Source organism: Neorhizobium sp. S3-V5DH (assembly GCF_004343065.1).
GTDB lineage: Bacteria > Pseudomonadota > Alphaproteobacteria > Rhizobiales > Rhizobiaceae > Neorhizobium > Neorhizobium huautlense.
The window spans coordinates 37,189-60,808 of sequence record NZ_SMCL01000025.1; the positions used below are offsets into that span (position 1 = coordinate 37,189).

27 protein-coding genes are annotated in these 23,620 nt (G+C 61.5%); 8 read left to right on the forward strand and 19 right to left on the reverse strand.

Annotated features, from left to right (window positions below; all coding sequences use genetic code 11):
* Positions 1-19: 19 nt before the first annotated feature.
* The 3 genes from EDE09_RS24350 to EDE09_RS24360 form a co-directional block, all read right to left on the reverse strand.
* Positions 20-880: an amidohydrolase family protein gene (locus EDE09_RS24350; protein WP_132413165.1), complete on the reverse strand. Its 861-nt coding sequence runs from the start codon at positions 878-880 to the stop codon at positions 20-22.
* A complete protein-coding gene (locus EDE09_RS24355; RefSeq protein WP_112796423.1) occupies positions 880-1,551 on the reverse strand; it encodes a TetR/AcrR family transcriptional regulator in 672 nt (223 codons plus the stop codon). The genes EDE09_RS24350 and EDE09_RS24355 overlap by 1 nt, the downstream gene beginning before the upstream one ends.
* 76 nt (positions 1,552-1,627) lie before the next feature.
* Positions 1,628-3,547 (reverse strand): FAD-binding monooxygenase, encoded by a 1,920-nt coding sequence (locus EDE09_RS24360; protein ID WP_112796425.1) that lies wholly within the window; start codon positions 3,545-3,547, stop codon positions 1,628-1,630.
* A 196-nt stretch (positions 3,548-3,743) separates the two neighbouring features.
* On the opposite strand from EDE09_RS24360, the gene EDE09_RS24365 reads away from it, so the two are divergent.
* Entirely contained in the window at positions 3,744-4,226 is a 483-nt protein-coding gene (locus EDE09_RS24365) for a MarR family transcriptional regulator (protein WP_112796427.1), read from the forward strand.
* Between the two features lie 140 nt (positions 4,227-4,366).
* Here EDE09_RS24365 and EDE09_RS24370 read toward each other — a convergent pair whose 3' ends face one another.
* A complete protein-coding gene (locus tag EDE09_RS24370) occupies positions 4,367-4,627 on the reverse strand; it encodes a hypothetical protein (protein ID WP_112796429.1) in 261 nt (86 codons plus the stop codon).
* Between the two features lie 393 nt (positions 4,628-5,020).
* Here EDE09_RS24370 and EDE09_RS24375 point away from each other — a divergent pair, with 393 nt between their 5' ends.
* Positions 5,021-5,347, forward strand: a complete 327-nt coding sequence (locus EDE09_RS24375; RefSeq protein WP_162712201.1) for a GYD domain-containing protein — start codon at positions 5,021-5,023, stop codon at positions 5,345-5,347.
* 87 nt (positions 5,348-5,434) lie between these two features.
* Here EDE09_RS24375 and EDE09_RS24380 read toward each other — a convergent pair whose 3' ends face one another.
* Positions 5,435-5,833 (reverse strand): nuclear transport factor 2 family protein, encoded by a 399-nt coding sequence (locus EDE09_RS24380; RefSeq protein WP_112796431.1) that lies wholly within the window; start codon positions 5,831-5,833, stop codon positions 5,435-5,437.
* A 474-nt stretch (positions 5,834-6,307) separates the two neighbouring features.
* Here EDE09_RS24380 and EDE09_RS24385 point away from each other — a divergent pair, with 474 nt between their 5' ends.
* On the forward strand, positions 6,308-6,814 hold the full coding sequence (locus EDE09_RS24385) for a YidB family protein (protein ID WP_105373882.1): 507 nt from the start codon (positions 6,308-6,310) through the stop codon (positions 6,812-6,814).
* A 28-nt stretch (positions 6,815-6,842) separates the two neighbouring features.
* Here EDE09_RS24385 and lepA read toward each other — a convergent pair whose 3' ends face one another.
* Positions 6,843-8,669, reverse strand: a complete 1,827-nt coding sequence (gene lepA / locus EDE09_RS24390; protein ID WP_105373881.1) for a translation elongation factor 4 — start codon at positions 8,667-8,669, stop codon at positions 6,843-6,845.
* An 82-nt stretch (positions 8,670-8,751) separates the two neighbouring features.
* Complete coding sequence (locus tag EDE09_RS24395; RefSeq protein ID WP_105373880.1) at positions 8,752-10,005, reverse strand: MFS transporter; 1,254 nt, start codon at positions 10,003-10,005, stop codon at positions 8,752-8,754.
* Between the two features lie 179 nt (positions 10,006-10,184).
* Between EDE09_RS24395 and EDE09_RS24400 the strand changes: the two genes are divergently transcribed.
* Positions 10,185-10,760 (forward strand): XRE family transcriptional regulator, encoded by a 576-nt coding sequence (locus EDE09_RS24400; protein WP_112796433.1) that lies wholly within the window; start codon positions 10,185-10,187, stop codon positions 10,758-10,760.
* Between the two features lie 24 nt (positions 10,761-10,784).
* Complete coding sequence (locus tag EDE09_RS24405; protein WP_112796436.1) at positions 10,785-11,303, forward strand: GNAT family N-acetyltransferase; 519 nt, start codon at positions 10,785-10,787, stop codon at positions 11,301-11,303.
* Positions 11,304-11,345: 42 nt separating this feature from the next.
* Here EDE09_RS24405 and EDE09_RS24410 read toward each other — a convergent pair whose 3' ends face one another.
* From EDE09_RS24410 to EDE09_RS24425, 4 genes are all read right to left on the reverse strand, one after another.
* Positions 11,346-11,738, reverse strand: coding sequence for a hypothetical protein (locus EDE09_RS24410; RefSeq protein WP_105373877.1), 393 nt, complete (start codon positions 11,736-11,738; stop codon positions 11,346-11,348).
* A gap of 116 nt (positions 11,739-11,854) precedes the next feature.
* Positions 11,855-12,928 carry a dienelactone hydrolase gene (locus EDE09_RS24415; protein WP_112796496.1) on the reverse strand — a complete coding sequence of 358 codons (1,074 nt, stop codon included), beginning with the start codon at positions 12,926-12,928 and terminating at the stop codon, positions 11,855-11,857.
* Positions 12,929-13,065: 137 nt separating this feature from the next.
* Complete coding sequence (locus tag EDE09_RS24420; protein WP_112796439.1) at positions 13,066-14,274, reverse strand: MFS transporter; 1,209 nt, start codon at positions 14,272-14,274, stop codon at positions 13,066-13,068.
* Positions 14,275-14,307: 33 nt separating this feature from the next.
* Complete coding sequence (locus EDE09_RS24425; protein WP_112796498.1) at positions 14,308-14,916, reverse strand: TetR/AcrR family transcriptional regulator; 609 nt, start codon at positions 14,914-14,916, stop codon at positions 14,308-14,310.
* A 175-nt stretch (positions 14,917-15,091) separates the two neighbouring features.
* On the opposite strand from EDE09_RS24425, the gene EDE09_RS28360 reads away from it, so the two are divergent.
* A complete protein-coding gene (locus EDE09_RS28360; protein ID WP_165924265.1) occupies positions 15,092-15,262 on the forward strand; it encodes a hypothetical protein in 171 nt (56 codons plus the stop codon).
* A 198-nt stretch (positions 15,263-15,460) separates the two neighbouring features.
* The gene (locus EDE09_RS24430; RefSeq protein ID WP_112796441.1) at positions 15,461-16,669 is read left to right on the forward strand and encodes an MFS transporter; all 1,209 of its coding nucleotides are present in this window, start codon (positions 15,461-15,463) and stop codon (positions 16,667-16,669) included.
* Positions 16,670-16,725: 56 nt separating this feature from the next.
* On the opposite strand, the gene EDE09_RS24435 is transcribed toward EDE09_RS24430, so the two are convergent.
* The 6 genes from EDE09_RS24435 to EDE09_RS24460 all read right to left on the reverse strand — a co-directional run bounded on the left by EDE09_RS24435 (position 16,726) and on the right by EDE09_RS24460 (position 20,600).
* Positions 16,726-16,947, reverse strand: a complete 222-nt coding sequence (locus EDE09_RS24435) for a hypothetical protein (protein WP_105373874.1) — start codon at positions 16,945-16,947, stop codon at positions 16,726-16,728.
* A 45-nt stretch (positions 16,948-16,992) separates the two neighbouring features.
* Complete coding sequence (gene rpsU, locus EDE09_RS24440; protein WP_105373873.1) at positions 16,993-17,232, reverse strand: 30S ribosomal protein S21; 240 nt, start codon at positions 17,230-17,232, stop codon at positions 16,993-16,995.
* Between the two features lie 53 nt (positions 17,233-17,285).
* The gene (locus EDE09_RS24445; RefSeq protein ID WP_112796501.1) at positions 17,286-17,573 is read right to left on the reverse strand and encodes a cold-shock protein; all 288 of its coding nucleotides are present in this window, start codon (positions 17,571-17,573) and stop codon (positions 17,286-17,288) included.
* 127 nt (positions 17,574-17,700) lie between these two features.
* Positions 17,701-17,910, reverse strand: coding sequence for a cold-shock protein (locus EDE09_RS24450; RefSeq protein WP_007770461.1), 210 nt, complete (start codon positions 17,908-17,910; stop codon positions 17,701-17,703).
* Between the two features lie 328 nt (positions 17,911-18,238).
* On the reverse strand, positions 18,239-19,345 hold the full coding sequence (locus EDE09_RS24455) for a TRAP transporter substrate-binding protein (protein WP_112796443.1): 1,107 nt from the start codon (positions 19,343-19,345) through the stop codon (positions 18,239-18,241).
* Between the two features lie 148 nt (positions 19,346-19,493).
* A complete protein-coding gene (locus EDE09_RS24460) occupies positions 19,494-20,600 on the reverse strand; it encodes a TRAP transporter substrate-binding protein (protein ID WP_132413167.1) in 1,107 nt (368 codons plus the stop codon).
* Positions 20,601-20,840: 240 nt separating this feature from the next.
* On the opposite strand from EDE09_RS24460, the gene mbfA reads away from it, so the two are divergent.
* Positions 20,841-21,824 (forward strand): iron exporter MbfA, encoded by a 984-nt coding sequence (gene mbfA / locus EDE09_RS24465; protein ID WP_112796445.1) that lies wholly within the window; start codon positions 20,841-20,843, stop codon positions 21,822-21,824.
* 172 nt (positions 21,825-21,996) lie between these two features.
* Here the strand turns inward: mbfA and EDE09_RS24470 are convergent, their stop codons facing one another.
* Both EDE09_RS24470 and EDE09_RS24475 read right to left on the reverse strand, forming a co-directional pair.
* Positions 21,997-22,611 carry a transglutaminase-like cysteine peptidase gene (locus EDE09_RS24470; RefSeq protein ID WP_112796447.1) on the reverse strand — a complete coding sequence of 205 codons (615 nt, stop codon included), beginning with the start codon at positions 22,609-22,611 and terminating at the stop codon, positions 21,997-21,999.
* Between the two features lie 120 nt (positions 22,612-22,731).
* Positions 22,732-23,550 carry an alpha/beta hydrolase gene (locus tag EDE09_RS24475; RefSeq protein WP_112796450.1) on the reverse strand — a complete coding sequence of 273 codons (819 nt, stop codon included), beginning with the start codon at positions 23,548-23,550 and terminating at the stop codon, positions 22,732-22,734.
* Positions 23,551-23,620 lie beyond the last annotated feature (70 nt).

The following is a 23,620-nucleotide window of genomic DNA, read 5'->3' on the forward strand; positions in this document are numbered from 1 at the left end:
CCTCTTTTTGAAAGTCCGCTCAGGCGGCAAAACCGTAAAGCCGCGCGGGATTATCGACGAGCAGCCGCTGCTGTTCCTCCGCGGTGATCGCGAACCGGGGAACGAGGTCGACGAGGTCAACCTCGTCGACGGGTTCCTTTAGATTGGGATGCGGAAAATCCGTGCCCCAAAGCGTCCGCTCGGGGCTCGTTTCCACGAGCGCCCGAGCGAACGGCACCGCCGCATCGAACGGAAAACGCGCAATCCGCTCGGAGCCGCTGACCTTGATCCAGCAGTTCTCCCGCCGGGCAAGTTCCAGCAGCGCCCGGATTGCCGGCTGATCAATGCCGAGCGTCGTGTCGACGCGGCCCATGTGGTCGACCACGAAGGGCACCGGCAGGCTGCGGATCATGTCGGAAAGCGGCAGAATATCGGCCGCATCCAGATGCAGGACGACGTGCCAGCCGCGGCCCTTGATCCGGTCGATCACCCCGTTGAACACATCCATGTCGGGCGCGCCACCGAGATGGCGGACGAAATTGAAGCGGACTCCGCGCACGCCGCCATCGTCCAGCAGCTGATAGGCCTTGTCGTCGAAACTGCCGTCGACGATGGCCACGCCGCGATAGCGGTCAGGGCGCCGGGCGATCGCATCGAGCATGGCGCGGTTGTCGGTGCCGTGGCAGCTGGCCTGCACGATCACGGCGCGGTCGATGCCGAGCGTTTCGTGAAGCGCTGCAAGCGCCTCTTTCGGTGCATCGGCGGGTGTATAGCTGCGATCGGGCGCGTAGGGAAAAACATCTCCAGGACCGAAGACATGGCAATGGGCATCGCAACTGCCGGCTGGGAGAGTGAAATCCGGCTTGCGCCGTGTCTCGCTCGCATGGGAGGCAGTGGGCATCAATTTCTACCTTTCATGATCCGTGGCGCAGGCGCGGCGAGTTCCGTGGAGAGGCTGCGGAAGCTGGCATAGCTTGCCTCGACGATCTGGTTGACGGCGGCTTCCCGGTCTTCTCCATCCACGGTTCCTCCGGAAAGGCGCGTTACGCGCTCCGGGTTGACGAGGGTGTAATAAAGGGCGCCGAGGAGGAACTGGCTGCGCCAGATGAGCCCTTTCGGCGATGCGCCGGGCACGCATTCGGAAAGCGCATCGATGAAGACGCGGCTCGTCTCGTCGAAAGCGTCGGCGATGATTTTGCGGGCATCGGGATTGCCTTCAGCGGAAAGGACTGCCCGCATCCGCGTAAATTCCGCACCGCCGCCGTCGCCTTCTGTCGAAGAGATAAAGGCTGGAACGACATAGGCCCTGAGAACGGCCATCAGCCGTTCGTCGGGATTGCTGATCCGCCGCGCCTCGCCGAGCAGCTCGAGGCGGCGGGCGTTCATCGGCCTCGTGTGAAGTTCGTAGATCTCTCGAAGCAGATTGGCCTTCGAGCCGAAGTGATAGGTCAGGCTGCCGACATTGGCGCCGGCCGCCTTGGCGATGTCGCGCAGCGAAACCGCATTGTAGCCGCTCTGCGAAAACAGCGTCACGGCGTGTCGAAGAAGCGATTCTTTCAAGCTCTGGCGCATCGGACTCTTTGTCGATTGACCTTATAATTTGTACAGTTGTACAAATTGAATCGGATGTCAACGCGCACTCAGACCATTATCCCTTCAAGGCCATGAAACCGTCGAAGAAGGCCGCCAGGCCGGCATGGCCGTTGAGCGGAAGAACCTGCGCCACATACTGGTCGGGACGGACGACCACTAGGCACCCCCGTTGCCGGTCGATGCCGCGCAGATCGAAGATGTCCTGACCGTGCTTGAGGTCGGGGCAGAACATCTTTTCGTAGTCGCAAAGCCCGTAGCGGCCTTTCCGGGGAAGCAGGAAGGCCGGCATCCTCTCCACCGCAAGGTCGCGATGTCCCTGCTGAAAGATCGCGCGAACATCGATCACCGAGTCGATATCCTGACCCGCCGGGGTGTATTTCCGGATGGGCGACACCGAGGAATCGGTCAGAAAAGCGCATAGGGCCTGAATGCCGGAGGCGGGGTCGGCCGGGTCTCCGGCGCCGGCAAAGGCAAGGATACGCCAGCGGCCGTCCGCCTTGACCACGTGCCCCAGATGAACAGGCTTGGCGTCCGCCAGGCGGATGACCGGCGCGGAATGGAGCCGCATGCCGATCGAAAACCCCTCCGCAAGATGTTGGTGGGTCGCATCCCCCGTAAGGATCGAGGGCTGGTAGCGGACCGCCGTGCCGGCGGTGTAGCGCCTGTGGCGGACGAAATAGTTTTGGGTTTCCGCCGGATCGACCTGCCTGCCTTCCGCCGAGGATGCGCTGAGCATTTTCGCCCATTCCCGGTCGAAATCGATCAGCTCGCTCGCGATCGCCTGGCGCTCGGCGGAATAGCTGTGCAGCAGATGCGGAAGACTTTGACCGCGCAGGACCGCCGCGAGCTTCCAGCCCAGATTGAAGGCGTCCTGCATCGAAACGTTCATGCCCTGTCCGGCCTTCGGGCTGTGGGTATGGCAGGCATCGCCGGCTATGAAGACGCGGGGCCGGCGGCCGGCGCCCGCTTCCTCCGGCACGTCGTCGAACCTGTCGCAAAGCCGCTGGCCGATCTCGTAGACCGACCACCACGCGATCTCCTTTACTTCCAGCGTATAGGGTTTCAGGATCCGCTGGGTTGCGGCAATGAGATAATCGGAGGTGATGCTGCGGTTCGATACCCGCTCGCCGGCATCGAGCTTGTCCAGTTCGACATAGATGCGGACGAGGTAGCCCCCTTCGCGAGGGATGAGCACGATGCTTCCTTCGCCCGGGGACTGGATCAGCGCCTTCAGCCGGATGTCGGGAAAATCGGTGACGGCGAGCACGTCCATGACACCCCAGGCATGGTTGGCGGAATCGCCGGTGAGGACGCGGCCGATGGACTTTCGCACCGTGCTGCGCGCGCCGTCGCAACCGACCGCGTAGCGGGCCTTGATCGTTTCGACCTGCCCTTCATGCTCCGGGTCGAGCCGCTCGAACCTTGCGGTGACCGGGTGGGAGGATGACGCCTCGTCCACCGAAAGATCGATCAGGCGCCGGCCGTAATGCGGCTCGAGCCTGGCAGGTGATTTTCGCATGACGTCGAGGAAGAAATCGTGCACACGCGCCTGGTTGAGGATGACATGCGGGAATTCCGAAAGCCCGTCTTCGGTGTCCTGGATCCGGCCGCTTCGAACGATCCGGCCATCACCATCCTCCGCGGCCTTCCAGAAACTCGTCTCGTTGACCCAATAGGCCTCCTTCAGGACCCGTTCGGCAAAGCCGAAGGCCTCGAACATCTCCATGGTGCGGCAGGCGATGCCATCTGCCTGACCGCGAAGCAGCGGGCCGGTTTTCTGGTCGACGATGCAGGTCCTGATATCCGAGAAGGCGGAAAGCTGGGCTGCCAAGGTGAGGCCGGCCGGGCCGCAGCCGACAATGAGTACGTCGACCTCCTCCGGCAGCGGACCGGAGGCGCCGGACGCCGCGACACGTTCGGCAGGATCGGAAATCTCCGGATCGCCGGGATGGTAGCCGCTCAAATGAAATTGCATCACGCTTCTCCTCCGCTTGGGTCTTTGAGGCTTTCGCGCGGGAACGGTCGGCCGGTTCGGTCGCGATGTCGACTGCCGGATCGTCCCGTGATTTAGTCTGTGCCGGCCTGCCGCCGTGAATGCGGCAAGTGAATAATTGATCAGCATACTGATCATCAGTATGCTGTCAAGAAGATGATACGCAGCGGAGACGTCGGTGAAGGACAACAATGATATGCCGGGGCATCTCGCCCGCCGGTTTCAGCAGATCGCGGTGGCGGTCTTTCACGCGGAGGTGGAGGGGGCGGGTTTCGATCTGACGCCGGTGCAATATGCAGCGCTTGCTGCGGTCAGCACCAATCCGGGAATCGACCAGATCACGCTGGCCGGGCTGATCGCCTATGATCGGACGACCATCACGGGGGTTGTAGACCGCCTGGCGCAGAAGGGCTTGCTGGAGCGCCGCGCCAGCAGCCGGGATCGGCGCTCCCGCGAGCTGCAGATCACCACGGAAGGGCAAAAGACGCTTGAAGCGGTCAGCCCGGCGGTGGAGACAGCGCAGGAACTGCTGGTCCGCGGCCTGACCGGTGAAGAGCAGCAGGAACTGATGCGGCTCCTGCGCAAGGCGATCGCCGCCGGCAACGAACTGAGCCGCGCTCCGCTGCGGGAAATTTCGACAGAGGGTTCCAGGAATGGGTAAAGCAGGTATGCGTCGGGCTTGCCGTGATCTGAGCACCAGACGGAGCTTTCGAAAGCTGCCATAACTGCTATCAACTGTCGTTCCCCGCGTTGGCCGCCAAGTTGCAAGTCTCGACGGCCAATGTTTTTCGCCGAGAGATATTAATCGGAAAGCGGCATGCCATCATTGAAGGCCGGCCAAGTGTTGTCGCGGCCACTTCTGATCCGGAGCCGATAGAGTGGATCGCGCACCTCGGCGGAATTCCTGACGCTGGATGTCGTCATAGAGTCCGGGGCAAGAGCAGAATAGCCCCGCTGGGGAATGCCATCGTAATAATCTCCCTCTTCCGCAGTTGCTACGCCGCAGATCAGTAAGGGGAACCCGATCAAAAGCGTCAGGATCGGTAGGCACAACTTATTCATCTCGGTATCTCCTATCTGGACACCGACGTCACCTGGTATGGACTAGCCGACGCCCGTGTCTTGACTCAGTCAACTTGGGCTGTGCGGTTGCGTCCGAGATCGCCGCCGTTGCCGACGACCAATCATCGATTCCCGCGGCCGCCTTCTTCTCTCTGGCCGCTGACGGATCGCTATAGGTGCAAATGGTTCGGGTTCCCAACAGTAGAGCACTGTCCCGACGCCGGCTGAGGATACGCTCATGATCCCGAGAAGCAATTCATCCGTCCTCAATACACCGGTCTAGTCCCGGCAATCCTCCCCCTGGCTATTCTCGCAGGCAATCCTCCGTTGGATTGACTCGCGTTCCTGCAAACTTGGGCGTTAACTGAACTGGCCTGATGGAGGAGGCAAGCCATGGCCATGTATCTCACGCGTTTTAGCTACACGCCCGAGACCTGGGCGCGGATGATCGAAAACCCCGAGGATCGGCGGGAGGCGGCCCGTACCTACATCGAATCCGTCGGCGGAAAGCTCCATGGATTCTGGTACGCCTTCGGCGAGCATGACGGCTGGAATCTGTGGGAAGCCCCCGACAATGTCTCGATGGCTGCCGTCTCGCTGGCCATCGGCGCCGGTGGCGCGGTGCGCTCTCTCGAGACCACCGTCCTTCTTAGCGTCGACGAGGCGATGCAGGCCATGGGGAAGGCGAAATCGGTTCGATATCGGCCGCCGGCAGCATAAGGCGCAAATCGAGCGGTCAGGACGAAGGGGACGGGTTCGCCGCGGCCGCCCGATCTCCCCTTCGGCCTCGCGGCAAAAAGGGTGGCCCTACTGGATCGCCGTTGCCTGCGACCAGACGACCAGCCAGCGTCCGTCCCGATGCTCGTAGGTATCCGTATGCCAGTAATCGCTGAGCGGCACCTTGTGGCCGTTGAAGATGACTTCGAGCGCGGCACGGTAGCGGATAAGCGCCACGTCCTCATGCAGCCGAACCACTATCTCCTGAGGCTGCCATGTCAGATATTTGATCGCGCCTTGCGAAACCGCACCGAGATACTGTTCCCGCGACAGCGGCATGCCGATCGGCGTTATCAATTGAAAATCAGGGGCATGCAGAGACATGGCAGTCTCCATGTCGCCCTCGACCAGCGCCCGCAGCCGCCTATGCTCCACTGCGCGTATGCGGTCCATTTCCGCCATGTCGGATGATGTCGAGGTCGCGTCCATTCGGGTTCCTTCTCTCAAATGAGGATGGTTACAGTGTCTTGCGGGAGAGGTCGAGGGGACAGGCCTTGTCGAAGTGAGGCTTGCCGCAGTCGGGGTTATTGCGCGTAGCTTGATATCCGCTGACGAGAGGAGATTCATCCTCCGTCATCCCGGCTTCGAGCCGGGATCCAGCCGCCGCGCGTCTGCCAGGCGAGAGACTCTGGCTTGTTGCAAGATTAAGAGTCTTTCGCGCCGCCGACGCGGCGCTGCTGGATTCCTGTGACGGATCCCCGGATCAAGTCCGGGGACAGGAATGACGGGGAGGGGAGTATTATCCCGGTCTGTTCTCGCAAGATAAGCAAGCCGTGGCCTCTTGAGAACTGCCGCTTCCGCGAACGACCGTACGGGCTTCCTGTATTGCCGTTTGCCCCACGAATCCTAAGTGATTGAAAACTGCTGTGTCGAAGCCAAACAAGGCAGCAAGGGAGGCAAATCATGCAACGCGGCCCATTGAAGGCCCTTCTCGCGGTGCTGGCCGTTGCCGGCTACCAGAACAGGGATAAAATTGCCGAAATTTTGAAAAACATTACCGAAGGGCGGCAGGGGACGCCCCCGAGTGGAACTGAAGGAACGACCGCCTCGCAGCCCTCGGGAGGACTGAACGATGTTCTCGGCAGGCTCAGCAGCGGTGGCCTCGGCAGCATTCTCGCAGGTGGCGGGGTCGGTTCGCTCCTCAACGGGGGGCTGAACGACCTGCTCGATCAATTCCGTCAGGCCGGACAGGGAAACAAAGCCGAGAGCTGGGTAAGGACCGGCGCCAACGAGCCGATCAACGACACGGAGCTTCAAGAGGCCCTTGGGCCGGACGTCGTGCGTGATGTAGCAGCCAAGACCGGTCTTTCCGAAGAGGAAGTGCTGAGGAGATTATCCAGGGAGCTTCCTGATGCCGTGGACGGTCTGACGCCCGACGGCAAGGTTCCGCCCGCACAAGGCACGGCGTGAAGATCAGAGCTGACGGCGACCTGACCCCTCAATCGTCCTTCATCTTCAGCGCGGCGATGAACGCTTCCTGGGGGATGTCGACCTTGCCGAACTGGCGCATGCGCTTCTTGCCTTCCTTCTGTTTTTCCAGAAGTTTGCGCTTGCGGGTGGCGTCGCCGCCGTAGCATTTCGCGGTCACGTCCTTGCGCATCGCCGAGATCGTTTCGCGGGCGATCACGTTGCCGCCGATGGCGGCCTGGATCGGGATCTTGAACATGTGCCTGGGTATTAGGTCCTTCAGCTTTTCACACATGTCGCGGCCGCGCTTTTCGGCCGCCGAGCGGTGAACGAGCATGGAAAGCGCGTCGACCGGCTCGCCGTTGACCATGATCGACATCTTCACGAGATTGCCCTCGCGATAGCCGTGCAGATGGTAGTCGAACGAGGCGTAGCCCTTGGAGATCGACTTCAGGCGGTCGTAGAAATCGAACACCACTTCGTTGAGCGGCAGCTCGTAGGAAAGCATGGCGCGCTTGCCGACATAGGTGAGTTCGGTCTGGATGCCGCGCCGGTCCTGGCAGAGCTTCAGGATGCCGCCGAGATAATCGTCCGGGGTCAGGATCGTCGCCTTGATCCACGGCTCTTCGATGGAGGCGATCTTGACGACGTCAGGCATGTCGGCCGGGTTGTGCAGCTCGCGGGTCGAACCGTCGGTCATGGCCAGGTGATAGACGACCGAGGGAGCGGTGGCGATGAGGTCGAGGTCGAATTCGCGCTCCAGGCGCTCCTGGATGATTTCGAGATGCAGGAGGCCGAGGAAACCGCAGCGGAAGCCGAAGCCGAGTGCGGCCGAACTTTCCATTTCGAAGGAGAAGGAGGCGTCGTTGAGGCGCAGCTTGCCCATCGCGGCGCGCAGATCCTCGAAATCGGCTGCATCGACCGGGAAGAGGCCGCAGAACACCACCGGCTGGGCCGGCTTGAAGCCCGGAAGCGCCTGCGCTGTCGGCCGCTTGTCCTCGGTGATCGTATCGCCGACGCGGGTATCGGCCACTTCTTTGATCGAGGCGGTGATGAAGCCGATCTCGCCGGGGCCGAGGCTGTCGACATTGACCATTTTCGGGGTCAGCACGCCGACGCGCTCGACCGTGTATTTGGCGTCCGTGCCCATCATGCGGATGGTCTGGCCCTTAGTGAGCACGCCGTCGATGATGCGCACCAGAACCATGACGCCGAGATAGGTGTCGTACCAGCTGTCGACGAGCAGCGCCTTCAACGGCCCCTTGTCGCCAAGCTCGCTCTTCGGCGGCGGCAGCTTGTGGACGATCGCTTCCAGCACGTCCGGAATGCCGAGTCCGGTCTTCGCGGAGATGAGAACGGCGTCGGAGGCGTCGATGCCGATCACTTCCTCGATCTGTTCCTTGATCCGATCAGGCTCGGCGGCCGGCAGGTCGATCTTGTTGAGGACGGTGACGAGCTCGTGGTTGTTGTCGATCGCCTGATAGACATTGGCGAGCGTCTGGGCCTCGACGCCCTGGCTGGCGTCGACGACCAGCAGCGAACCTTCGCAGGCAGAGAGCGAGCGCGACACTTCATAGGCGAAGTCGACGTGGCCGGGCGTGTCGATCAGGTTCAGGATATAGGTCTCGCCGTTGTTCGCCTTGTAGTGCAGGCGCACCGTCTGGGCCTTGATGGTGATGCCGCGCTCGCGCTCGATATCCATCGAGTCCAGCACCTGTTCCGACATCTCGCGCTCGGCCAGGCCGCCGGTCGTCTGGATCAGCCGGTCGGCGAGCGTCGACTTGCCGTGGTCGATATGGGCCACGATCGAGAAGTTGCGGATATGGTCGAGGGGCGTGCGGGCGGAATTGGTGCTCATGGCCCGCGCATATAGCAGCGCAGGTTCCTGCCGCAAAGCGGAAAGATAACCATTCGGTGAGGATAGAACCCGGTTCTGGGGCCTATTGCGCGGGTTTGCCGGTCTCCGGATCGGTAAGGACCGAAGCGTTCGGAACCTGGGCGCTGCGGATGCCTATGTTTTCGCGCTCGTCGGCCGGCACCGCCTTGCGCTCCTTGAGGCGCCAGATCACGTAAGTCCCATAGGCGATCGCCACCAGGATGATCGCGTAGATGAAGGTGTGCTGGCCGAAGACGGGCGTCAGAAGCGTGACGCCGAGCGGCACGATGGTGGCGGCCGTCGACCAGGCGACGAGCAGCGTCGAGGAAAGCGGCACGAAATCGCCGGGATCGGCGCGGTCGTTGGCATGCGCATTGGCGACCGAATAGACGGTCTCGATCGCCCCGCCGAAGACCAGGAAGACGATCATCAGGAGGAGGATCGTTGCGAAGGAGACGAAGAGTGCTGCGATGCCCGCCGCGACGATGAGGCCGCAGGTGATGACGAGCACGGCGCGCCGGTCGATGCGGTCGGATAGCACGCCGAGCGGATACTGGATGAAGAGGAGGCCGGTCTGCATGACGAACATCAGGAGCGCCACGTCTTTTTGCGAGACCTGGTTGGTGGCGGCATAGATCGGGGTGAAACCCTGCACGACCATGGAAAGCCCCCCGGACGCCAGCACGCCGACAAGCCCGACCGGCGAGATGCGCCAGGCCATCTTGACGTTGACGCTGACGCTTGCCGGCGGCGGCGGGTTCGGCAGGCGGGTGAGGCCGATCGGCAGGATGGCAAGCGCGGTGAAGAAGACAACGGCGAGCGGCGCGAGATTGCCGTCGGTCGGGATCTGCCCGAAGATCCAGGCGCCGCAGCCGAGGCCGAGCACATAGGCCATGTAGAAGAAGGACATGGCCTTGCCGCGCCACTCGTTCGATGCCGCATGGTTCAGCCAGCTCTGGGCGATGATGAAATTGACGTTGGCGGCCGCGCCGTAGAGGCCGCGGGCAAGGATCCAGTAGAGAGGCGGCAGATCGGCGGCGATTAGCACGGCGGCAATGATCACCATCGCCATGGAGCAGGCAAAAAGCCGCGCATGTCCGACGCGCTTGATCAGCGGCCCGCCGATCACGCAGCCGACAAGCCCGCCGAAGGCGACGGCGGTGACCGCCGCACCCGCCGCCCAGGGCGCGGCGGAATGGGTGAGCATGAAGGGCACATAGGCGAACATCACGCCGCTGCCGATCGCCGCGATCGTCATGGAGACGACGATGCTGGCGATCGAAAAGGGCGAGGCCGCTTCCAATGTCTGGCCGTTCATCTCGTCTCTCCGGCAATGGCAGCGGATTGCTGCCGGCCGGGCCGGTGCAAATCCCGATCCTGCTCCCATAGCCGATCGGCGGCGGCCGAAGCTATCGCGGAAACGGCATCGCCCCGCAAATTTCATGCGCCTGACATAAGACGCTTGATTCCATCATAAGAGAATGTAATTCTTTGATTATGGACGGACCGGATTTACAAATAGAGAACGCGATCAGCGAACGGCTGAAGAGCCTGCGCGCCCGGGCGGGATTGACGCTGGACGAGCTGGCGAACCGTTCCGGCGTCAGCCGGGCAATGATTTCGCGGATCGAACGGGCGGAAGCGAGCCCGACGGCGGCGCTGCTGGCGAGACTTTCGGAGGCGCTCGGCCTGTCGCTTTCGGCCTTCTTCGCGGATGACGGACCCACAACCTCGCCGGTCAGCCGCCACGCCGATCAGAAGCTCTGGCGCGATCCGCATACGGGATATGTGAGGCGCTCGGTATCTCCGCCCGGCATGCCGAGCCGGGTCGATATCGTTGAGGTGGATTTTCCGCCGCATGCCCGCGTCAGCTTTCCGCCGCGCGAAGAGAGCCGGATAATGACCCAGCACGTCTGGCTGTTCCAGGGGGTGCTGGAAATGGTCATCGGCGAGACTGTCCACACGCTCCATCCCGGCGACTGCCTCTTCATGGATATCGGCGACGCCTTCGACTTCCACAATCCATCCGACAAGCCGGCCCGCTACGCGGTCATTCTCGACCGTGGCCGGTAAATTCCTGACCCGAAAGAACAAGACATGACCACCATCCGAATCGTCGATGCCGAAGAAGCCCGCGCCGTCCTTCCCGATCTTTCCGAAATCCTCTCCGACTGCATCAATGGCGGCGCCTCGGTGGGCTTCATGCTGCCCTTCGAGCCAAGCGACGCAACCGGCTACTGGCAGGAGATCGCCGATGCGGTGGAAAAAGGCAGCATCATTCTTGCGGTAGCGGAGGTGGAAGGCAGGGTGGTCGGCACGGTGCAGGTGGGGCTGGCGTCGAAACCGAACCAGCCGCATCGCGGCGACCTGATGAAGCTTCTCGTGCACCGCTCGGCGCGCGGGCTCGGCCTGTCGCGCAAGCTGATGGAGGTCGTGGAGGCCGAGGCCGCCCGGCGCGGCCGCACGCTTCTGGTGCTGGACACGGCAACCGGCAGCGAGGCGGAAAGCATTTACCCGCGCTTGGGATGGGAACGCGTCGGGGTCATTCCCGATTATGCCATGTGGCCGCAAGGCGGCTTCTGCGGCACGACGCTGTTCTACAAGCGGGTAGCCTGATCGCCACGGCTTCCGGGAACGTGATCAAGCTGGCTCGGAGGTTCAGATGAGTTCCAGGTTTTGGATCCGGTAAACGAAAAGAGACCAGAGCCATCCCGGTGCCTGGTCGACGGCGCCAGTGAAGCCTTCCCAGAGCGGGTCGAACGAGAAAAGCACAGCCAGCCCGACCGCTATCGTCTGTGTGCAGCATATGCGTAGATTCTTCAGGCTGAAGAACTCGTAAAATCCGTCTTCGTCATATTCCGTGCCGGCGACCATGTCCCAGAAGCTGTAGTTGGTACTCAATGCATCATTGATCATGTGCTCGCGAAAAAACCGGCCACTGCCGGAAACGAATATGTCGGGCATGAAGTTGAAAGACGATCGAAATATGTGGACCGCGGCGCCAAGCAACGTGAGTGTCAGGATCGCCACAACCACATGCCAGACAATCATGGCGCACCTAAAGATGACGAGGAATTGCCTTCAGGTTGCGTTGCGGGTTCCTAAAAAACCATGAACATCGCCAGCCGGCGAAAACGCCGGCTTAGCATCCTTGCGCGTCCAGCGGGTCAGTGGCCGGATTTGAGCGTGCGCTCGAAGGCCTGTCTGATGAGGCCGGCAAGTTCCACGTGAATATCCGCCCGCGATCTTTCGGCAAGTTCTTCGCAGATCGGGTCGATCTCTCCGACCGATCGAAGGAAATCCGTCGCACCCGGCTTGCAGACCGGCAGGAAGCTGAAATGGTCGGCATTGTCGACCTGCCGGTAGCCGGCGCCGGCTATTTGCGTCGCCAGTCGATCCGACAGCACGGCAAACGGGATTTGTCCCGGGCTTCCAAGATTTATGAGCGTCACTGGCGCGGCGATTGACTTGAGGCTTTCCGGCTTCATCACCGTGGCAAGGCCCGGATCGACGGCGACCACGGCGGTGATGCGGCGATCACGGTTGGACTGTTCGAACCGCGCCTTGTCGACGCTGGCGAGGTCGAAAGGCTGCACGGAGACCTGCTCCCCGCCGGCATAGCCGCGGCCGCCTGCAAACCATCGGCAGTCCATCATGTCCGGATGTTCCTTGCAGTAGCGGATATAGCCGGAAAGATCGGCACGGGCGCCGGCGAGCTCCAGCACCGTCGTGCCGCCAAGCGAGAAGCCGAGTGCGCCGATACGGGTCGGATCGATCGAGGCTTTCCATTGGGGATCGGCAGAGAGCGCGGTGATGACAACGGAAATATCCCCTGTGCGCTCCCAGATCTTGGTTGTCGCGGCCGGGGTGGAATCGCCGCTCGTGGTGCCAGGATGATTGGGGCCGGCGACGACAAAGCCAGCCTCGGCGAGCTCGGCCGCGATCCAGCCCATACCCTCGGCCCGTGAGCCGGAGCCGTGCGAAAGGAGGATGAGCGGGAAGCGGCCTCTCCGTATTTCCGCATCCTGCGAGGCGGACGGAAATTCGAAGATGCGATCCTCAACGGTCGCGCTCGGCGCTCCTGCCACCGCTGCCGGATACCAGACCGTCAGGGCGAGCGGGCGGGGATAGTCCTGCGAGACGACGCTCATCTTGCGGACACCGACAGGATCGGCGGCAAGAAGCGGCGTGGCGGTGGTGCAAAGGGAAAGGGCGAGAAGAAGACGTCTGGTCAGTCGCAAGGCAGCCTCCGGGTTTGAACGCGATGGCTGACCTTCGGCAACGGGAGCGGATTCATCGACCTCGATCATGTTCGAGAACGTGCTCGAACATGATCAGGGCCTTCAGAATGGCCCCTCAGGCGGACCCAGCTTGCCTGTCAGTTCCGCTTTTCGGTGAGCGAATAGGCAAGCGCAAGGACCGGAAGCGTAAGGCCCAGCATCGAGGCAAGCAGCCAGCCGCCTTCCGCAAACGCCCACGCGCCGACGGCCGAGCCAACCGCGCCGCCCATGAAGAAAGTCGCCATGAAGAGGCCGTTTAAACGGCTGCGCAGATCGGCGCCAAGCCCGTAGATCGCCCGCTGGCCGATAACGAGCGTCATCGTCACGCCGAAGTCGAGCAGGATCGCGGCAAATGTCAGGAGTGCAAGCGCAATAGCGGAACCCTCCGGCGCAAGGTGGGTGATCAGGAAGGCGATCGCCACGGAGAGGATGCCGAAGATCGTCGCTGGGCGGCCGAGATCGCGGTCCGCGAGGCGTCCTGCGATCGGCGAGGCGATGGCGCCCGCGACGCCGGCAAGGGCGAAGAGCGCGATGCCTGCCTGGCTCAGCTGGAAAGCGGGACCGGCCAGAACAAGCGGGGTGACGGTCCAGAACAGGCTGAAGGCGGCGAACTGGCAGGCCTGGTAGAAGGCGCGGCGTCGCAGCACCGGCTGTGTGGCATAGAGGCGCCCCATCGACGCGATCAGCGCGAAATAGGAGAGCTTTGTCTGCGGCACCCGTTTCGGAAGGCGGGTGGCGAGCGCGAAGCCGAGCAGGACCATGACCGCAGCGGAGACAAAAAAGACGAGGTGCCAGGAGGAGAAGCGGGCAATGAAGCTGGAGACTGGCCGGGCCATCATGATGCCGACCATCAGTCCGCTCATGACATTGCCGACCACCCGGCCCCGATGGGCGTCGGGGGCTAGATTGGCCGCGAAGGGCACGATCATCTGCACGGCAGTGGAGGCAAGGCCGATCGCCAGCGAAGCGGCGAGGAAGGGAAGGACGGCAGTCGAAAGACCGGCGGCGACGAGCGCGATCGCGGCAGCGCCAATCATCGTCACGATCAGCCGGCGGTTTTCGAGAAGGTCGCCGAGCGGCACGATGAGCAGCAGGCCAAGGCCATAACCGATCTGTGTCAGCGTCACGATGAGGCCCGTCGCATGGGCCGGCAGGCCGATGGATGCGGCGATCGGCCCGGCAAGCGGCTGGGAGTAATAGAGATTGGCGGCGATCAGGCCGCAAGCCGCGGCCATGATGAAGGTCATGCCGGCCGACATGGCGGAAGGAGCGGCTGGCGCCGAAAGCGTTGCACTATTGCTGGTCATCAAAAACTCCTTGGGAGGAAGGATCGAATAAAATCAGTCGAGCAGCTTCATCGCCGCGTCGATCACGGAAAAGGCCTGATCGCGGTCGGGGCCGGTCTTGCCGAGGACCCTGAGGCCCTGGGTGACGGACAGCAGGAGACGGGCGGTGGCATCCGGGTCGATCCTCTTCGAGATCGAGCCGTCGGCCTGCCCTTCGCGAATGAGGCGGTTGAACAGAGCTTCGCTCCGTGCCATCGAACGGCCGACGCGCTCGGCCGCCTCCGCATCGTAGACCGCAAGCTCTATCGCCGTTCCAACCACCAGGCAGCCCTGCCGCCCGCTTTCGCCATGCGACGCCTCCGCATAGAAGCGCAGCATGCGGAAAACCCTGTCGCGGCCATTGGTGCCGGCGCCGATTTCCTGGTCGAGAAGGGCGTTGCGAACCTGCTTGTAGCGGTCGAAAGCGGCCAGAAAGATTGCCTTCTTGTCCTTGAACGCCTTGTAGAGGCTACCGGCCGTCAGCCCCATTGCCTCCTTGAGTTCCGAGATGGAGGCGGCATGATAACCACGCTCGGAAAAAACGACGATCGCCTTGTCGAGGGCATCCTCTATCGCGAATTCTCTGGGGCGGCCCGGTGGGCGGGTGGCAGCGTCTGCGTTCATCAGGGAAGGATACAGTTCGAGAACGATCGTTTCCAAATAGGACCCAAGTTATCATTCGTCAAGAGGTTCCGGGATTTCCGCTGCCGCGGCCGGCCTTACTGATCGAGATGCCAGGGAACACCTCGCCATCGAGGCGGTTAGCTCACTGTCACCAACCCCAAGCTGGAGGACAGACATGAGTAAAAGTGACGTGAAAGAAGCGGTGAAGCGCGCCGAACGGCAGGTCGAGAATACCAGCGGCGGCGGCCACCTCGGCGGCACCTATTACGGCCAGGAGCCGGACGGCAAGACCGCCTCGACCAACAGCAATGTCGGCAAGGCCCGCCCGAATACCGGTGGCGACTGATACCGACGCAACCGACGTCACGACGATATGAGTTCTGGAAGCCCCGCCGCGTGCGGGGCTTTTGCGTTGGGGTCGAGCTGGCGCTAAAAAAAGAGGTGAGGTCTGTCGGGAGAGGCCGGGCTCGGACGTCATAGGTTCGAGGACCCGTTGCGGTGAGGCCCAACGGGTGATGTTCGAACCTGTGGAAAGGGGAGTGGCATGAGCAATAATTATCGATGGGCAATCGTCTTTGCGGGGGCGCTGATGGGCTGCGTCGCCGTCGGCACGATGTTTTCGCTCGCAATCTTTATCGAGCCGATCGCCACGACGACCGGGTGGTCGCGCGCCGGCATATCGAGCGCCATGACGTTGAACTTTATCGTCATGGGGCTTGGCGGCTTCATGTGGGGCGCGGCCAGCGACCGTTACGGCGCACGCGTGGTCGTACTGATCGGCGCCCTGTTGCTGGGATTGGCGCTGGTGCTCGCAAGTCAGGTGGAGAGCCTGCTGGCGTTCCAGCTCGTCTACGGCTGCCTGGTGGGCTTGTCGGCAAGTGCCTTTTTCGCACCGATGATCGCGGTGACCATGGCCTGGTTCGACAAACACCGCAGTCTCGCGGTCTCGCTGGTGTCGGCCGGCATGGGCATGGCGCCGATGACGATCTCGCCCTTGGCGCGATGGCTGATCTCGGCCTATGACGACTGGCGCATGGCCATGTTCCTGATCGGCGTCGGCGCGTGGATCCTGCTGCTGCCGACGGTGTTTCTGGTCCGCAATCCGCCGGCTGCGGCGGCTTCCGGCGCAGCCCCCGCGCCGGGTGGGGAACGTGCGGACACTCCGCTCTCGCACGTGTTCCGCTCGCCGCAGTTCCTGGTGCTTGCCTTCACCTTTTTCGCCTGCTGCGCAGCCCATTCCGGGCCGATCTTCCACATGGTGAGCTATGCCATGTTCTGCGGCATCGGACCAATGGCGGCTGTCAGCATCTATAGCGTCGAAGGTGCCGCGGGTCTCGGAGGCCGGATCCTTTTCGGCGTCCTGGCCGACAGGCTGGGCGTCAAGCCGGTATTGATCGGCGGGCTATTGATCCAGGCGGCAGTGATCGCCGCCTACACGATGGCAAGCGATCTCACCCAGTTCTACGCGCTGGCGGTGATCTTCGGCGGCACCTATGGCGGAGTAATGCCGCTCTATGCCGTCCTGGCGGGAGAATATTTTGCAGCCAAGATACTGGGTACGGTTCTCGGCGCCGCGACCATGCTGTCCGCAATCGGCATGGCCTTTGGGCCGCTCGCCGGCGGCTGGGCCTTCGATCAGTTCAACAACTACAACTGGCTGTTCATCGGCTCTGCGCTGGTGGGCCTTGGAGCTGTTCTCATTGCCCTCGCGTTCCCGCCGCTGCCGCGCCGGCTGAAGCTTCAGACGGCGTAGTCGGCCCAACTGCTTCCGCTAAAGAAAAAGCCCGGGAATCCCGGGCTTTTTGAACATCAGTGGTCTGTCAGACTCTTGCGGCTCTTCGATCGAGCTGGCGCCGGCGAAGGTTCGGCGGCTTCCTTTTCGAGGCGAAGCAGCCTCAGTTTCTCGGTTTTCTTTTCCCGCTGATTGGCTTCCGCGGCAATGATGGCGCGGGCTGTCTGGTCGGTAGCGGCGGCCTTGTCACGCGCGGAAAGCTTGGTGGGATTGAAGAATTCGTCCTTGGTTGCAGTCATGGGGATCTCCTCCTTCCTGATGGGATGTCCGGGCGGTGACAGATATCAGCGGGCCGGGCGGGCGACTTTTTTCGGCGCCGGCAGCAGGCCTTCGCGCTGCATCTTCTTGCGGGCGAGCTTGCGGTAACGCCGCACGGCCTCCGCCTTCTCGCGAACGCGCTTTTCGGAAGGCTTTTCGTAAGCGCTCCGAGCCTTCATTTCGCGGAAGACGCCTTCGCGCTGCATCTTCTTCTTCAGCACCCGGAGTGCCTGGTCAACGTTGTTGTCTCTGACAAGAACCTGCAAACTATTTCCTTTCCATCGCGGGCAAAACCCCGCCTTCTATCAATGGGTTGAAATTACTTGCCGATGCGCATGCGCGACGGCTTGAGCCACGATCCGCCGGGAGTTTCCCGGGAAGCCTCGCTTTTGACGGCGGAGGTTGCGGTCGCAGACGCGTCGATATCGCTTGCGACGATACGACGTTCGAAGTTTTCGTTATCGAAGCGAACCCGATACTGATGCTCGCCCCGATCCGCCGCCGGAAGCAGTCCGACGACGCGGCATGTCCGGTCGCCGGTGGCCGTGCGGGTCAGGCCGGCTTTGAGGACGATGATATCGTCGACGGAATAGACGTTCGGGCTCATCATCTTCTCCTTCAGGCTCGGCCGAAGCCGGGCAAAAACAAAAAGGCCGGGCGTTACCCCGACCTCTTCCCGTCATTCAAGCGCTCGCTGCCAGTACATCCGTGGTCAGCCGAGGCGAATGACATCCTTATGCGGCCCGCAGATTGTCGGCCGAGCTCTTACCGGACTTGCGGTCGCGAACGATCTCGTAAGAGATCTTCTGACCTTCCGTCAGGGAGGACATGCCGGCACGTTCGACAGCGGAAACATGAACGAAAACGTCAGTTGCGCCATCATCGGGCTGAATGAAGCCAAAACCCTTGGTGCTATTGAACCACTTTACGGTACCAGTATTCATAACGATTTCCTTTCAATCGCTAGTGTTGTCGGACAGTATTTCGTCCGCTTTGATCGATATTTGAGAGGAAATCTGACGGAGCGCGAGGCTCTTTGACAAAGGTCGCAAGCAATTTTCGATGACAGCAATATATGCCTTATCCTCGGATAATCAATGCTCGGCGCCCAATTTAATTTTTCGCAGCCCTGTCGGGAGAGGAGATTTTCTGCGGCAACTACCTGATTTGAAAACGTATTATTGGCAAGCGAAATTCTCGCAAGCAGGATTGCCGATCGGCGGCTGCCAACGGAGCCCGGACAGGACACCAGGCTCCATTACCTGTGATGGGTCAGAGCGCCCCGTTGCGCTGCTGCGTCATCATATAGGTGTCGTAGCTGTATTCGGCGACCTGAGCCCAGAGATAGGCATCCTTCTTGAAGGCCTGCTGGCTGTCATAGAGTTTCTTGAAGGCCGGGCTCTTGGCGGAAAGATCCGCGTAGAGTTCCATCGCGGCCTTGAAGCAGACATCCATGATTTCCCGGCTGAACGGCTTGAGGATGGCGCCTTCCGCCACGAGCTGCTTCAATGCCGTTGCGTTGCGGGCATCGTAATTGGCCAGCATGTTGTTGTTGGCCGAAGCGCAGGCATTCGTCAGGATCTGCTGATAACTCTTCGGCAGGCTCTTGAACTTCTCCAGATTGAAGAAGGCGTGCATGGCCGGGCCGCCCTCCCACCAGGCCGGATAATAATAGTACTTGGCCACCTTCACGAAACCGAGCTTCTGGTCGTCGTAGGGGCCAACGAATTCGGTGGCGTCGATCGCTCCTTTTTCGAGCGCCGGATAGACGTCGCCGCCGGCGATCTGTTGGGGCGTCACGCCGACCTTCTGCATGACCTGGCCCGCAAGGCCGGCGATCCGCATCTTCAGTCCCTTGAGATCGTCGATGGTATTGATCTCCTTGCGGAACCAGCCGCCCATCTGTGTGCCGCTGTTGCCGGCCGGCAGTGCATAAAGATTGCGGGGCGCCAGGAACTCGTTGATCAGATCGTTGCCGCCGCCCGCCGTGAACCAGGCGTTGGTCATGCGGGCGTTGAGTCCGAAGGGAATGGCGGTACCGATCGCGAAGGCCGGATCCTGTCCGATATAGTAATAGGAACAGGTGTGGGCCATCTCGACCGTGCCGTTTGCGACCGCGTCGGCTGCCTGCAGGCCCGGCACGATCTCGCCGGCGGCGAAGATCTGGATGTTGAACTTGCCGTCGGTGGCGTTCTTGACGCTCGCGGCGATTTCGTTGGCGGCGCCGAAGATGATGTCGAGGCTTTTCGGGAAAGAGGAGGTGAGGCGCCAGGTAATAGCCGGATTTTCCTGGGCGATCGCCGGCGCTGCAAGCGCTGCCACCGCTGCCGCACCCGTTCCCGCCGTTGCGGCCTGCCGTAAGAAATGTCTGCGATTCATGGAATTCCTCCTGCTTGGCCTTGGAGATTGAAGCTGAAGCCCGTGTGTCCTACCGCTCTTAGTCCCGTCGTTCTGTAGACGGCAAGCGAAATGTAATAAGCCCGGAGGGCTGCTCCGGGCTTCCTGCAATTCGGCGCGAGCCTGACGGCTACAGCGTGCCCTTGCGCTGCTGCACCATCATATAGGTGTCGTAGGTGTATTCGGCGATCTGGTTCCAGAGATAGCCGTCCTTCTTGAAGGCCTGCTGGCTGTCGTAGATCTTCTTGAATGCCGGGTTCTTGGCGTTCAGTTCCGCATAGACTTCCTGGGCAGCCTTGTAGCTGGCGTCGAGGATTTCCTGGCTGAAGGGCTTCAGGACGGCTCCTTCCGCGACCAGTTGCTTCAGCGCCTTGGCGTTATGCGCGTCGTAGCGGGCAAGCATGTTCTGGTTGGCATTGGCGCAGGCGTCCTTCAGCATTCGCTGATAGCTTTTCGGCAAGGCGTTGAACTTCTCGCGATTGAAGAAGGCATGGACCGCAGGGCCGCCTTCCCACCAGGCCGGATAGTAGTAGTATTTCGCAACCTTGACGAAGCCGAGCTTCTGGTCGTCATAGGGGCCGACAAATTCGGTTGCGTCGATTGTGCCCTTTTCGAGCGCCGCATACACGTCGCCGCCGGCAATCTGCTGCGGCGTCACGCCGAGCTTCTGCATAACCTGGCCGGCAAGCCCCGCAATGCGCATCTTCAGGCCGTTGAGATCGCTTACGGTATTGATTTCCTTGCGATACCAGCCGCCCATCTGGACACCCGTATTGCCGGCCGGCAGCGCATAAAGATTGTAGCCGGCGAGGAACTCGTTGATCAGCTCGTTGCCGCCGCCGACCGAGAACCAGGAATTGGTTTGGCGGGCATTCAGACCGAAAGGCACGGCCGTACCGAGCGCGAAGGCCGGATCCTTGCCGATATAATAGTAGCAGCATGTATGCGCCATCTCGACGGTGCCGTTCGAAACGGCATCTGCGGCCTGAAGCCCCGGCACGATCTCAGCTGCTGCGAAGGGGCTGATCGTGAAATTGCCGTCCGAGGCCTCCTTCACGCTTCCCACGATGTCCGTACCGGCGGACCACAGGATGTCGGTGTTCTTAGTGAACGAGGACGTCATCCTCCAGCTGATCTTCGGATTTTCCTGGGCAATAGCAGGTGCTGCAAGCGCTGTCGCGGCAGCCGCGCCCACGCCGGCGGTCGCGGCCTGCCGGAAGAAATGTCTGCGATTCATCGGAATAATGCCTTCTAACATTTTGGGAGGTGCGTGGGTTCTTGCCCGCGCGGGCCGCTCTTAATCCTTTCATTTCGGGAACAGCAAGCGGAAAATCCGGAAAATTGCCACAGGACGCCGCCTTCCTTTCCAGATATTGCGTAGGTTTTCGCTGGGCTCCTGCCGCTCGCTGCCCGTAGAAACCGCTTGAACTTTTCTGCCCAGGACGTAACTTAGAATTATTCTAAGTAAGGGATTCCCATGTTCGGTCGCCTGCTGCCTGCCTCCAAGCGTTCATTTGACTCGCTGAGCGAGGAGGAAATTCTCGCCCTTGCCATCGCCTCGGAGGAGGAAGATGCCCGTATCTATCTATCCTATGCGGACAACCTCAGAGAGCAGTATCCCGCCTCGGCCAAGATTTTCGAAGATATGGCGGAGGTCGAACAAACCCACAAAAATTCCCTGATCGAGATATTCCGCTCCCGTTTCGGCGAAAGGATTCCGCTGATCCGACGGGAGCACGTGCGCGGCTTCTATGATCGTAAGCCGGATTGGCTGCGCAAGAACCTGCCGCTCGACACGGTCAGGATGCAGTCTGAAGCTATGGAGAGCCAGGCAGCGCGGTTTTATACGGAAGCAGCCAAGCGGGTTTCCGACGCGTCGACGCGAAAACTTCTCGGTGATCTGGCGCTCGCGGAGCAGGGGCACCAGGATATAGCCCGGATGCTCGACGAGAAGCACACACCCGGCGACGTGAAGTCGGAGGAGGATGCGACCGCCCACCGGCAGTTCATTCTCACTTACGTGCAGCCGGGGCTGGCGGGCCTGATGGACGGTTCCGTATCCACCCTGGCGCCGATCTTCGCCGCCGCTTTTGCGACCGGCGACACCTGGTCGACCTTCCTCATAGGGCTTTCGGCTTCGGTCGGCGCCGGTATTTCCATGGGGTTCACCGAGGCCGCTCATGACGACGGCAAGATTTCCGGACGAGGTTCACCTATCAAGCGAGGACTGGCGTCCGGGATCATGACGGCGGTCGGCGGGCTTGGCCACGCCCTGCCATACCTTATTCCGCATTTCTGGACCGCAACGGCGATCGCTGCACTGGTAGTGTTCGTGGAATTGTGGGCGATCGCCTTCATCCAAAACCGCTACATGGAGACGCCCTTCATGCGGGCCGTTTTCCAAGTCGTGTTCGGCGGCTCGCTGGTGCTCGCTGCCGGCATCCTGATCGGGAATGGGTAAAACTGCTACGGCGCGGGCGGCAAAATGCCCATCGAAGCGCTTTGAGCAGCGAAGGCTCTGAGCCCAAAGCGAAGGGCCGGGAGGGCAAACACTTCGATCCACAAAACAAGACCGCCTGCTATCGGACGATAGCAGGCGGTCCCGAGTCCCCCGTGATGACTCTTTGATCAGATCAGCGCAATGCGCCGACAAGCAGATCCTTGCCGTTTTCTATGCTGACCCAGCGGCCGGTGTTGAAAGACGCCTGGCGCTTCAGGAATGTGTAAGGTGTCTGGTACCACGGCTTGACCTGATCATCGAGGTTGTCGAGGACAAAGTCGCCGTCGGAGGTACGAAGGGTCAGCACCGCATGGCCTTCGCCGTCGGGCTTGCGGACCACCGTCATCAGCAGATCCGAAAGCGCAAATCCGCGAGCCGCCAGTTCCCGACGCTTTTCGAGAGCGAAGTCCTCGCAATCGGCGAAGTTGGTCGGATAGCTCCAGACTTCCTCGCGGCCATAGGCCTGCTTGTCGGTCATTGCGATGTAGCGGCCATTCACTGCCTGGTTGATCTGTCGGACGAGCGCCCAGCCCTTGGCGCTGACTTTGGGAGCCGGAGCGGAGCGGCTCTTGACCGAACATTCCGCCTGATACTTCTGGCAGAACTCAAAATGCCCGATCGGTTGGGAGGTAATCGCTCCGGTCACCATGGAAGCTATTGGTCGCGGAGCCGGCACTGCTGCACTTACTGGTACAAGTACGCTAACTAGGATCACGGCAAGTCGCCGCGCCTGCAAGGCTTTCATCATGGACCCGTCCCTTCAAATCCTAACGAAAAGTTAAGGTCTGAACGGTGGCTGAGTCAATCATTCAGCCTTTGTTAATCTTCACGGGTCTCTTCTTATGGTTAAGGCTGCAACATTTTTGTCTCAGCCCAAAATTTGATCATTCATTATTAAGTTGCGCGCTGCAGCCTTTAATTTCTCGATATCCTGGGGGCGGGAAAGCCGGTGATCGCCGTCGCGGATCAGGGTTACCACGACATCGTCGGCGGGCAGGAATTCCAGGAGCTTCAAGGCGTGCTGGTAGGGAACGTCCGGATCCTTCATGCCCTGCAGGATGTGGACGGGGCAACCGGTTTCGATAATGCCCGTCATCACCAGGTTCCGACGGCCATCCTCGATAAGGTCGCGGGTATAGATGTTTGGCTCAGGACTGTATTCCGATGCTTCCTCGAAATAGCCGCGTTCGGAAAGGGAATGCCGTTGCGCCTCGGTGAGATGGGGTTCGATGAGTTCGGCGGTGAAATCCGGCGCTGGCGCGACCAGCACGATTCCGTCGACCTTCGGCGCCTTTTTGCGCCTCTTCAGCTCCTGAACGAGGCGTAGCGCGATCCAGCCGCCCATGGAAGAGCCGATCAGGACCACGCGTTTCGGCTTGATGGTGTCGAGAACGGCGATTGCCTCCTCCAGCCAGCGCGAGATCGTTCCGTCCCGGAAGGCGCCGCCGGAGGCGCCGTGCCCGGAATAATCGAAGCGGATTGCCGAAAGCCCCATCTCTCCCGCCAGCGCCTCGATCTCCATGGCCTTGGTGCCGGACATGTCCGACCGGTAACCTCCAAGCCAGACGAGAGCCGGACCCGCGGCTTTCTTCTTCGCCGGACGATGAAGAACGGCAATCTCGCGGGCGGACGCGCCCGTGCCCACGGTGATCCTCTTTTCGGTGGTGTCGGCTGTAGCCTCTGTCATGATGGGTTCCTCGGTCCTGGCGCGGCTTATAAAACAGATTCGCCGCCTGCCGACAGCAGGTGATTTTTCT

Bases quoted from the DNA above. Each gene is read 5' to 3' on its own strand.
- EDE09_RS24360 (WP_112796425.1), bottom strand. From the start codon at position 3,547: ATGCAATTTCATTTGAGCGGCTACCATCCCGGCGATCCGGAGATTTCC.
- EDE09_RS28360 (WP_165924265.1), top strand. From the start codon at position 15,092: ATGAGTAAAAGTGACGTGAAAGAAGCGGTGAAGCGCGCCGAACGGCAG.
- EDE09_RS24380 (WP_112796431.1), bottom strand. From the start codon at position 5,833: ATGGACGCGACCTCGACATCATCCGACATGGCGGAAATGGACCGCATA.
- EDE09_RS24475 (WP_112796450.1), bottom strand. From the start codon at position 23,550: ATGACAGAGGCTACAGCCGACACCACCGAAAAGAGGATCACCGTGGGC.
- EDE09_RS24435 (WP_105373874.1), bottom strand. From the start codon at position 16,947: ATGACTGCAACCAAGGACGAATTCTTCAATCCCACCAAGCTTTCCGCG.
- EDE09_RS24450 (WP_007770461.1), bottom strand. From the start codon at position 17,910: ATGAATACTGGTACCGTAAAGTGGTTCAATAGCACCAAGGGTTTTGGC.
- mbfA (WP_112796445.1), top strand. From the start codon at position 20,841: ATGTTCGGTCGCCTGCTGCCTGCCTCCAAGCGTTCATTTGACTCGCTG.
- EDE09_RS24350 (WP_132413165.1), bottom strand. From the start codon at position 880: ATGCCCACTGCCTCCCATGCGAGCGAGACACGGCGCAAGCCGGATTTC.
- EDE09_RS24385 (WP_105373882.1), top strand. From the start codon at position 6,308: ATGCAACGCGGCCCATTGAAGGCCCTTCTCGCGGTGCTGGCCGTTGCC.
- EDE09_RS24395 (WP_105373880.1), bottom strand. From the start codon at position 10,005: ATGAACGGCCAGACATTGGAAGCGGCCTCGCCCTTTTCGATCGCCAGC.
- EDE09_RS24370 (WP_112796429.1), bottom strand. From the start codon at position 4,627: ATGAATAAGTTGTGCCTACCGATCCTGACGCTTTTGATCGGGTTCCCC.
- EDE09_RS24470 (WP_112796447.1), bottom strand. From the start codon at position 22,611: ATGATGAAAGCCTTGCAGGCGCGGCGACTTGCCGTGATCCTAGTTAGC.
- EDE09_RS24460 (WP_132413167.1), bottom strand. From the start codon at position 20,600: ATGAATCGCAGACATTTCTTCCGGCAGGCCGCGACCGCCGGCGTGGGC.
- lepA (WP_105373881.1), bottom strand. From the start codon at position 8,669: ATGAGCACCAATTCCGCCCGCACGCCCCTCGACCATATCCGCAACTTC.
- EDE09_RS24455 (WP_112796443.1), bottom strand. From the start codon at position 19,345: ATGAATCGCAGACATTTCTTACGGCAGGCCGCAACGGCGGGAACGGGT.
- EDE09_RS24410 (WP_105373877.1), bottom strand. From the start codon at position 11,738: ATGATTGTCTGGCATGTGGTTGTGGCGATCCTGACACTCACGTTGCTT.
- EDE09_RS24375 (WP_162712201.1), top strand. From the start codon at position 5,021: ATGGCCATGTATCTCACGCGTTTTAGCTACACGCCCGAGACCTGGGCG.
- EDE09_RS24430 (WP_112796441.1), top strand. From the start codon at position 15,461: ATGAGCAATAATTATCGATGGGCAATCGTCTTTGCGGGGGCGCTGATG.
- EDE09_RS24405 (WP_112796436.1), top strand. From the start codon at position 10,785: ATGACCACCATCCGAATCGTCGATGCCGAAGAAGCCCGCGCCGTCCTT.
- EDE09_RS24400 (WP_112796433.1), top strand. From the start codon at position 10,185: ATGGACGGACCGGATTTACAAATAGAGAACGCGATCAGCGAACGGCTG.
- EDE09_RS24420 (WP_112796439.1), bottom strand. From the start codon at position 14,274: ATGACCAGCAATAGTGCAACGCTTTCGGCGCCAGCCGCTCCTTCCGCC.
- EDE09_RS24425 (WP_112796498.1), bottom strand. From the start codon at position 14,916: ATGAACGCAGACGCTGCCACCCGCCCACCGGGCCGCCCCAGAGAATTC.
- EDE09_RS24355 (WP_112796423.1), bottom strand. From the start codon at position 1,551: ATGCGCCAGAGCTTGAAAGAATCGCTTCTTCGACACGCCGTGACGCTG.
- EDE09_RS24445 (WP_112796501.1), bottom strand. From the start codon at position 17,573: ATGAGCCCGAACGTCTATTCCGTCGACGATATCATCGTCCTCAAAGCC.